The organism is Streptomyces sp. NPDC059861 (assembly GCF_042731435.1).
Classification (GTDB): domain Bacteria; phylum Actinomycetota; class Actinomycetes; order Streptomycetales; family Streptomycetaceae; genus Streptomyces.
The window spans coordinates 39,053-45,962 of the sequence record NZ_JBHWJQ010000054.1 but is presented as its reverse complement, the minus strand read 5'-3'; the positions used below and the strand labels follow the sequence as shown (position 1 = coordinate 45,962).

The 6,910-nt window shown below is 73.4% G+C and carries 5 protein-coding genes; 3 read left to right on the top strand and 2 right to left on the bottom strand.

Going from position 1 to position 6,910, the window contains the following annotated elements:
* Window positions 1-526: 526 nt before the first annotated feature.
* A complete protein-coding gene (gndA, locus tag ACFV6X_RS32800) occupies window positions 527-1,966 on the bottom strand; it encodes an NADP-dependent phosphogluconate dehydrogenase (protein WP_385389809.1) in 1,440 nt (479 codons plus the stop codon).
* A 402-nt stretch (window positions 1,967-2,368) separates the two neighbouring features.
* On the opposite strand from gndA, the gene ACFV6X_RS32795 reads away from it, so the two are divergent.
* On the top strand, window positions 2,369-3,550 hold the full coding sequence (locus ACFV6X_RS32795; protein WP_385389807.1) for a transglycosylase family protein: 1,182 nt from the start codon (window positions 2,369-2,371) through the stop codon (window positions 3,548-3,550).
* On the opposite strand, the gene ACFV6X_RS32790 is transcribed toward ACFV6X_RS32795, so the two are convergent.
* A complete protein-coding gene (locus ACFV6X_RS32790) occupies window positions 3,540-4,652 on the bottom strand; it encodes a DMT family transporter (RefSeq protein WP_385389805.1) in 1,113 nt (370 codons plus the stop codon). The two genes, ACFV6X_RS32795 and ACFV6X_RS32790, sit on opposite strands and share 11 nt — an antisense overlap.
* Window positions 4,653-4,880: 228 nt before the next feature.
* On the opposite strand from ACFV6X_RS32790, the gene ACFV6X_RS32785 reads away from it, so the two are divergent.
* A complete protein-coding gene (locus tag ACFV6X_RS32785) occupies window positions 4,881-5,645 on the top strand; it encodes a (2Fe-2S)-binding protein (protein ID WP_385389803.1) in 765 nt (254 codons plus the stop codon).
* 83 nt (window positions 5,646-5,728) lie between these two features.
* Window positions 5,729-6,880: a glycogen synthase gene (glgA, locus tag ACFV6X_RS32780; protein ID WP_385389801.1), complete on the top strand. Its 1,152-nt coding sequence runs from the start codon at window positions 5,729-5,731 to the stop codon at window positions 6,878-6,880.
* The last annotated feature ends 30 nt before the right edge of the window (window positions 6,881-6,910 follow it).

Sequence of the window (6,910 nt, the reverse complement as noted above, 5' to 3'; positions counted from 1 at the left end):
CGCCCGTGCCGCCCCCGGGGGGGGGGGGGGGTGGCCCCGCCGCCCGCCACCCCGCCCCGTCCGGCGCGCCGGACGGCCGGGAGAGGCCGCCTCGGCCACGAAGTGACTCCAGTGGGTGACTGGCGGCGCGGGGCGCCGGGTACGCGGGGGAGTAGTCCAGTGCCGACGCCCACCCACTGGCCGGAGGACAATCATGACCAGCCCGCAGCCCGAACCGGTACCACCGCCGCCAGGCCCGCAGCCCCACCCCGTGCCGCCGCCCGAACCACCCCCGGCCCCGGCTCCTCCACCGCCGCCTGCCCCGGAGCCACCTCCGGCCCCCCACCCGGCCCCGGACCCGAGCCCGTCCCCCATCCCCCCGGGCCCCGAACCGGTCCCTAGCCCGGAACCCGGCCCGCCTCTGTCATGAACAGCGACGGTGGGCGGCGGTCCACGCCGCCCACCGCAACTCCGTGGAAGGGGCGCGGAGAGCTGCGTCACCAGCCCCGCACGCCCGCACCCGCGGAACGACCGAACCGCCCGACTCCTAGGCGGACACCTCCGACCGGTCGCCGCCCCACAGCGTGTGGAACGCCCCGTCCCGGTCGGTCCGCCGATACGTGTGCGCCCCGAAGAAGTCCCGCTGTCCCTGCGTGAGCGCCGCGGGCAACCGCTCGGCACGCAGCGCGTCGTAGTACGCCAGCGCCGCCCCGAACCCCGGCGTCGGCACACCCTGCCGGGTCGCGGCGACCAGCACCTCACGCCAGTCGTCCTGCGCCTCGGCGATCTCCCGCGCGAACGTCTCGTCGGACAGCAGGCTCGGCAGGTCGGCCCGCGCGTCGTACGCGGCGCGGATCCGGTCCAGGAAGGCCGCGCGGATGATGCAGCCGCCACGCCAGATCGAGGCGACCTGCCCGAGGTCGATGTCCCAGTCGTACTCCTCGCTGCCCGCGGCGATCTCGTGGAAGCCCTGGGTGTACGACACGATCTTCGACGCGTACAGCGCCTGCTCGACCCGGTCCGCGAACGCCCCGGCCTCCTCCTTGCTCAGCGGCGCGGCCTTCGGACCCGCCAGCCCCCGCGAGGCCTCCCGCAGGGCCGCGTGCCCGGACAGTGAGCGCGCGAAGACCGCCTCGGCGATCCCGGACACCGGAACGCCCAGGTCCAGCGCGATCTGGACGGTCCAGCGGCCGGTGCCCTTCTGCTCCGCCTGGTCCACCACCACGTCCACGAACGGCTTGCCCGTCGCCTCGTCCACGTGCGACAGCACCTCGGCGGTGATCTCGATCAGGTACGAGTCCAGCCGGCCCGTGTTCCAGGTGCGGAAGATCTCCGCGATCTCCGCCGGCGAGTACCCGGCGACATCGCGGAGCAGCTGGTACGCCTCCCCGATCAGCTGCATGTCGGCGTACTCGATGCCGTTGTGCACCATCTTCACGAAGTGCCCGGCGCCGTCCGGACCCACGTGCGTCACACAGGGCGCCCCGTCGTCCGCCTTCGCCGAGATCTTCTCCAGCATCGGGCCCAGCGACCCGTACGACTCCTTCGAGCCGCCCGGCATGATGCTCGGCCCGTGCAGCGCGCCCTCCTCGCCGCCGGAGATGCCCGTGCCGACGAAGTGGATGCCCTGCTCACGCAGCTCGCGCTCACGGCGCCGGGTGTCCGCGAAGTGCGCGTTGCCGCCGTCGATGATCATGTCGCCCGGCTCCAGGAGCGGGGCGAACTCCTGGATCACCGCGTCCGTCGGCTCACCGGCCTTGACCATGATGACCAGGCGGCGCGGACGTTCCAGTGCCGCGACGAAGTCCTTGGCGGTCTCGGCCGCGACGAAGTCGCCCTCGCTCCCGAACTCCTCCACCAGCGCGTGCGTCCGCGACGCGGTCCGGTTGTGCAACGCGACCGTGTAGCCGTTGCGCGCGAAGTTGCGGGCGAGGTTGCGGCCCATGACCGCGAGACCCGTGACGCCGATCTGGGCTGAAGTGCTCATACCGCCTGCTCCTCATGGGATCCGGGGACCCCGTAGATCGTGTATCGGTGGTGCCGATCCGGATATGTACGTCTGTATGTATTCGTGCCGTGTGCTGTAAGCCGTGTGCCGTGTGCCGTGTGCTCGTCCGATCCGGTGCTGCCGCCCATTGTGTCCGTCGTCGTGCCGTCAGTATCGTCCCTCGGCCATCCTGACGTGCCGCTCAGCCGACCGCATGTCCTGACCCGACGGGGCTCAGTACGTACGGAAGGGGCCGGGCGCCTCAGCGCGCGCCGGGGCAGTCCCGCAACAGGGGTACGATCCGCGCCACTTGGCACTTCCAGGCGGCCGATTGCCGTCTTGTCATGGCCTGTTCGCGGCGCATACTTTTGGCCCTCCTGACGCTTGTCGAGGGGGCTCTCCATGGCCGTACGCGGCCGGCACCGCCGGTATCAGCCGAACAGGATCAACCGCGCCTCGCTCACCGTCACGGCGGGCGGCGCCGGCATGGCCCTCCCGTTCGTCGGCACCGGAGCGGCGCACGCGGCCGACGTGGCCACCTGGGACAAGGTCGCCGCCTGCGAGTCGACCAACGACTGGAACATCAACACCGGCAACGGGTACTACGGCGGACTGCAGTTCAGCCAGTCCACCTGGGAGGCCTACGGCGGCACGGCGTACGCGGGCCGCGCGGATCTGGCGACCAAGGACCAGCAGATCGCCGTCGCCGAGAAGGTGCTCGACGGGCAGGGGCCCGGCGCCTGGCCGGTGTGCTCGCAGCGCGCCGGGCTGACCCGGGGCGGGGAGAGCCCCGACATCAGACCCGCCGGCACCACGACGCGTACCCCGAAGTCCACGGCGGCGGACGTCCAGCCGCAGACCACACCCCAGTCGCGCGCCGGGACCGCCGAGATGTACACCGTCGTCCGCGGCGACACACTCTCGACCATCGCCGACGAGCGTGACGTCCGGGGCGGCTGGCAGCGCCTGTACGCCGGCAACCGCAGAACCATCGGGGCGGATCCCGACCTGATCCTGCCGGGCCAGCGACTGAACCTGCGCGCCAAGGCCACGGGCACGACGACCGCGCCGGCCCCGAGCACGACGCGGCAGACCCCCAAGGCCCCGCCCAAGGCGGCACCGAAGTCCCCGCCGAAGACCTCCGCTCCCGCCGACGACGGCGGCGGTGACCAGCGCGGCGACTCCCGCGTCGCCCCGGTCAGCGGCCCTCTGGGCACGGCCTACCGCGCGACGGGCTCCAGCTGGTCCAAGGGCTACCACACGGGTGTCGACTTCCCCGCCCCCACCGGGGCCACCGTGAAGGCGGTCGGGGCGGGCCGGGTCGTCGACGCCGGCTGGGGCGGCTCCTTCGGCTACCAGGTCGTGATCCGGCACTCCGACGGCCGGTACAGCCAGTACGCGCACCTGTCGGCCATCTCCGTCAAGGCCGGGCAGTCGGTGGGCGCCGGCCAGCGCATCGGCCGGGTCGGATCCACCGGCAACAGCACGGGCCCGCATCTGCACTTCGAGGTGCGGACCGGGCCCGGTTTCGGCTCCGACGTCGACCCGCTGGCGTACCTGCGGGCCGGCGGGGTCAGGATCTGACCCTGACGCGACTGCGCTCCAGGGCCGGGAAGGGGACGTAGGGCGCGCCGTACAGCGCGTGGTACTGCGGCGTGGCGTCCGAGGCGACGGCCGGCGCGGCGTTGTCGTACACGCCGTCGTCGTAGGCACCGGAGGTGTCCGCGGCGGTCGTGCGCGCGCCCCTGGTGTACACGCCGTCCGCGAGCGGGCTGGGCAGGAAGACGCTGTCGGGCAGGGCCGCGGCGGCCGGCTTCCCGGTGGTGACGGCCTGCGGCACGGGCGGCGGCGTCCCGGTCCCGGCGCGCTCGACACGCTCCGCCGTCAGAAGGATCAGTCCGCCCGCCGCCACCACACCGCAGCCCAGGGCGAGCAGGGTGCCCGTGGTGCCGTACCGGAAGGACTCGCCGAACATGGTGGTGCCCACCGCGGCGGCCACGACGGGGTTCACGACGGTCAGCGTGGCCAGCGGGGCCGTGAGTCCGGCGCCGCGGTAGGCGGCCTGGGACAGCAGCAGACCGGCGACGGCGAACACGCCGATCGCGGCCAGGGAGGGCAGCAGCGCCGAGGTCGGACCGCCGGTCCAGTCGACCGCGACGGACTTCGTGAACACCGAGGACATGCCGAACGCTATGCCGGACGCCGTGGCCAGCACCATCGCGCGCACCGCCGGATGCCGGTGCGCCGCACGGCCCACGACCATCAGCGAGGCGACCACACCGGCGGTCACCACGAACACGCCCGTCTGCTGGGCCGCGTCAAGGGATCGCGAGCCGGAGGAGCCGACGAGGGACAGCAGGCCCGCGAGGCCGACGGTCGCCATGACGGCGCCCCGCCAGGCAGTCGACCCGGCCCTGCGTCCCACGAACAGCGCGGCCATGGGCAGCGCGAACACGATGGTGAGCGCCCCCAGCGGTTGCACCACGCTCAGCGGTCCGTAGGCCAGGGCCGCGACGTGCAGCAGGCCGCCGAGACCGTTCAGCGCGACCGCGGCCCACCAGCCGGGCCTGCGCAGCGGCGCGTACTGCCCGTCCGCCTCCGCCACGCGCTCCTGCACGATCGCCCCGCCCGCGTACGCCACGGCGGAGACGAGCGACAGCAGCACGGAAAGCGCGAGGGCGCTCATGGCCTGCTCCTCTGCGGGCGGCGCAGGCACTGGGCCCGGCGCGGCGAACGGTCGGTTCTCATAGCCAACACGATGCCTTGTCGCGCTGTTCCCGTCGTCGTACCTGAGCACGCAATGAGACCTACTGCCGATGGAGTACGACCAGCCGCACGTCATCCCCAGGGTGGGCTACCAGGGAGGTACACCCCTGGGGTTCGGCCCCTAGGGGCCTTGGTACTACTGCTCCTCGTGGAACTCGACCCCGCCCTCACCGCCCTGCGACCGCTCGGCGGCTTCTTCGTCCTGCGCACGGTCGTGGACGGCCCCCGGGACCCGGCCGGGCCGCTGCCGACCCTCGCGCAGACGTACGACGGTACGACATCGGACGTCTGCCCCGAGTCCCTGGAGCTCCCCGATTCCCCGGGCTTCCCCGATGCCCTGGACCTCCGTGTCCAGAAGGTGGCGACGGCCCTGCGCGCCCCCCGGGCCCGGATCGCCGCCTCCGTGGCCCACCTGGGGCTCGCGGCCCGGCTCTGGTCGGCCGCCCTGGGCTGCGCCGCTCTGTACGGCCGGATCCCCGACCTCGACCCACGGCTGCTGCGCTGGGACGCCGACGCCGGTGCCCCCGACGACCTGTGGCTCACCGAGGTGCGCCCGCTGCCGGGCGACGCCGCGACCCTCGTCGACGTCGTGCTGCACGGGCACCTCGAACCCCTGGCGGCCGCCCTGCGCGCCCGTCACCGGCTCCCGGAAGGCCTGCTGTGGGGCAACGCCGCGTCCGCGCTCGCGGGCGCCGCCCGCGAACTGGACCGCTGGGCGCGCACGCACGGCCGTACGGACACCGCCGCCCGGGCCCGCGCGCTGACGGACGGGCTCTTCGCACATCCCCTCCTGCGCGACACCGGCACCCTCACGGGCACGGCCTTCCGGCGCCGCAGCTGCTGCCTGTACTACCACGTGCCGGGCGCGGGAGTCTGCGGCGACTGCTGTTTCACCCGGCCGCCCACGGCTTGACCAGGCGGCCGTCCCGTGGTCTTCCGCCCGCGACGCATCTGGGTGACCATGAAGGCACCAGCCGCTGAGACAGGGGGTTCCGGGTGCGAGTGGGACTGCTGACCCGGGAGTACCCGCCGGACGTGTACGGCGGCGCGGGAGTCCATGTCGAGTTCCTCGCCCGGGAGTTGCGGCCCCTGGTCGATCTCGACGTGCACTGCTGGGGCGAGGGCCGCAGCGAGGGCGTGGTCCGCCACCGCTCCTGGCCCACCCTCGACGGCGCCAACGACGCCCTGCGCACCTTCTCCGTGGACCTGTCGATGGCCGCCGCCCTCCAGGGCCGCGAACTCGTCCACTCGCACACCTGGTACGCCAATCTCGCCGGCCACCTCGCCAAACTCCTGTACGGCATCCCGCACGTGGTGACCGCCCACTCCCTGGAGCCGCTGCGGCCGTGGAAGGCCGAGCAACTCGGCGGCGGTTACGCCCTGTCGAGCTGGGCCGAGCGCACCGCGATCGAGGCCGCCGACGCGGTCGTCGCCGTCTCGGGAGCGATGCGCGAGGACATCCTCGCCTGCTATCCGGCGCTGGACCCGGCCCGCGTCCACGTCGTGCACAACGGCATCGACACCGAGATGTACCGGCCGGACCCGGCCACCGACGTCCTGCGCCGCCTCGGCGTCGACCCGGACCGCCCCTACGTGCTGTTCGTCGGCCGCATCACCCGGCAGAAGGGCGTGCCCCATCTGCTGCGCGCGGTGCGCGACATCGACCCGTCGTCGCAGGTCGTGCTGTGCGCGGGCGCGCCCGACACCCCCGAGATCGACCAGGAGTTCCGCGAGCTGTACCGGGAGCTGAGCCGGGTCCGCGACGGCGTGCACTGGATCCGCCGCATGCTGCCCCGCCCCGAGGTGATCCAACTCCTCACCCACGCGGCGGTCTTCGTCTGCCCTTCGGTGTACGAGCCCCTGGGCATCGTCAACCTGGAGGCGATGGCCTGCGGCACGGCCGTCGTCGCCTCCCAGGTCGGCGGCATCCCGGAGGTCGTCGCCGACGGCAAGACGGGCCTTCTGGTGCCGGTGGACGACGACTTCGAGCCAGGCCTCGCCCGCGCCCTGGACGCGGTGCTCGGCGACCCGGAGGGCGCCCGGCGGATGGGTGCGGCGGGGCGGGAGCGGGCGGTGGGGGAGTTCGGGTGGGACACGGTCGCCCGGCGCACGGCACGTCTTTACTCGGACGTCCTGGTTCCGGGGTAGTCGACAGAGCAGACCACGGCGGCACAACAG